Origin of the sequence: Acinetobacter sp. 12966, assembly GCF_031196995.1 — a bacterium.
In the GTDB taxonomy this organism is placed as follows: Bacteria; Pseudomonadota; Gammaproteobacteria; order Pseudomonadales; family Moraxellaceae; genus Acinetobacter; species Acinetobacter geminorum.
Window position 1 is genome coordinate 1 of the sequence record NZ_JAVIMC010000082.1, and the last position, 2,735, is coordinate 2,735.

1 protein-coding gene is annotated in these 2,735 nt (G+C 33.5%); it reads left to right on the plus strand.

Annotated features, from left to right (window positions below; translation table 11 throughout):
* Positions 1–47 precede the first annotated feature (47 nt).
* Complete coding sequence (locus tag RFW85_RS12445) at positions 48–2,576, plus strand: hypothetical protein (protein WP_309171579.1); 2,529 nt, start codon at positions 48–50, stop codon at positions 2,574–2,576.
* Positions 2,577–2,735: the final 159 nt, after the last annotated feature.

A 2,735-nucleotide genomic window follows, 5' to 3' on the forward strand; every position in this document is an offset into this window, starting at 1 on the left:
ACGATACTGTCTAGGATCACCGGCCTGATTTTATTATTAAGCTAGCAATGCATGAATGGTTGCTACAAGAAAAAGAAAATGATGAGTGGTCACGATATAACAGAATAGGGGTAGATGAATCTTTTGGGCTAGATAAAGATAGAAATTTTTCTCCAGCTAGTGGTATGAAAGGACCATTTCTATATTTATTGAAATTTCATCCTAAAAAGGGCTTAGATTTTATTCTTGAATTATGCAATCTAAGTGCAGAAACATATGCTCAATCTGATTTTGCAAATCCTTCAATAGGACATTTATATGTAGACGAAGTTACAGTCAAACAAGTTGAGTTAAAACTAAATGATGAAACGGTTATAAAACAGTACGCATCTCCTCACTTATGGAAAGGTTACAGAGGAGTATCGACCTTACCTGACGTACTACAGTGCGCTCTCATGGCTTTAGAAAATTGGTTAATAGGCTATGTTAGTGATTGTGGTGAGGAAAATGAAATAGAATCGATTTATAATTATATATTAAGAAATAGTAACTCTGTGATGACTACTTCTGTTTTGTCGTCAATAGCTGTTGGATTTCCTACTAAGATTGGAAAATCAGCCTTCCCAATCCTAAATAATCCAGATATGTACTCTTTAGATTTGGCTCGAATGGTACAGGAAAGAGGCAAAAATACGCTTAATTGGTTTGGATATTATCAAAATGATGTAATGAGCGAAATCTATGCAGAGGAGAGAAAAGAAGCAGCTCTTAGACCTTGGAGAAGAGAGTCATTAGAAAACTTATTAATAAGACTACAATTCGATTCCAAGTTGCAAGAAGATGTATTAAAAATCATAGATCAGCTTAAAGTTGAAGCTTCTGCTAGGAACGAAAAAAATATTAGATATTTAGTTCATAGAGTAGATTCAAGAACTTGGGACATTATTAATGATGAAGAAAATGATCAAATTGTGTTTCAAACCTCCTCTGAACTCCCCGAAGATTTAAAACAAGAGCAGCAGAAGGTTGCTGAAAAGTCTAATGCTAATAGCTCAATATTTAGTTTGCATTTGTGGGCAAAACAACTATTTGAAGAAAACCGATTCAGACAGGATTATATCGCATCATATAAAGATGGCTTAGAAGCAGCTAAGCAATTATTAGTTGATTTACAAAGTAAGAAAATCCATGATTTCTCAGAAATGGGGGTTGGAACAATAACAACTGTAGCAGCCGTTTGTATTCGTGATGATTTTCATAACTTGGACCAGAAAGATCTAGAGTGGTGCTTTAATATAATTCTAGAAGCGGTTGTTATGCATGCTGATGTAATAGATGGGAGCTCTCAATATGATAAAACAGATAATTGGGGAGCATGTGCATGTGCTTTTGTTTTGTCAAAGTTATTTACATTGGATTTAGATGTAAAGGAAAAAGATAATTTAAAATTTGTTCTAGCTACTGCTTTAACGCATGCAAATGTTAATGTTTGTGTCTCAGCAGCCAAAGGTGTAAGAGAATTTCTTTGGTCAATAGATAGTAAATTAGCATCCTATTGCTTAAGTGGAGTTGTTGAATATGCTAAGTTTAGAAAAGAGGAAACAGATATTCACATGCTTCATTATTTGCAGGGTCAAGAATTAAAAGATATTTTTGAAAATTGGAAAAGTCAGATAGCAAATTTTCGTCAACGATTGATTAAGGGAGAATATAAACTTATTGTTGATGAAATTACGTTGGAAAGCCACTCATCATGGTACATTCATTTACCAATATTAATGATACCTCTTAGCCCTAAAGAGTCCCAACAAATTAATTTAGTGAAAAAAATTGTAAATTTTGTTTTTGATTCTGAATATAAAGAGTATCGTTCAGATGATGAAAAAAAAATAAATCATGATATCGAAAAACATATACAAGATTCTTTTATTGAACAAGTAATCCACTCAAAAAATAACAATTTCATGCCTTTTAAAGAATTATTAATTACTGGATGTTCACGGGCACCAAGTTTTATTTATTCAGTGAAATTATCATTCGATGTTGCTGCAGAGAAAGAAAATGATTTTGATGCTATATGGTCACTCTGGAAGGTGATAGAGCCTGAATTACATAAGATTGCTCTAAATGATATTAATGATCCTTATCAAGGCCTACAGAGTGACTTAAATAAATTGCTACGTGGAGAGCTTTATGCAGATACTCGTTGGCAAGGGCATGAAAGTGATAGGAAGTGTATAGAAAGGGGGGGTATACATTTATTAGAGTTTGCAAAGCAATCTGCAAATAATAGCCATGTATTTATGGCCTTATCTTCGCTGATACATAATTTTTATGATTTATTTTTTGATAAAGGTATTGAGATTTTAGCTGAAAAATTCAAGGCTAATTCTGAGTTAATTACAAAGCAAGTTAATACTGCTTTCTATTTAGAAATGTCTATTGGAAGATATTTGCAAGTAGAAAATCGAGGAATGCTGAGTCGTAGGATGTATCAGATCTGTCTAGTTCTTTTAACTGGCCTAGTAGAAACGGGTTCAGCCCGTGCTTACTATCTGAGAGAGCATCTCGTTCGTTCAAGAAAAATTGCGAATTAAACGTTTTAAAATATGCAAGATCGCACATACCCAATTTACAAAGTAGTTCGATCTTGCTTTGAATAAAAATTTATTAACCTCAAGTTGAAATTGCAAAATCTTTAAGAGGCTTATTTCCCCCTCTAAACCCCCACTTAACGTAAGCGTCCGCTGAATCCC

Coding starts and splice junctions, on each gene's coding strand:
- RFW85_RS12445 (WP_309171579.1), top strand. CDS start 48: ATGCATGAATGGTTGCTACAAGAAAAAGAAAATGATGAGTGGTCACGA.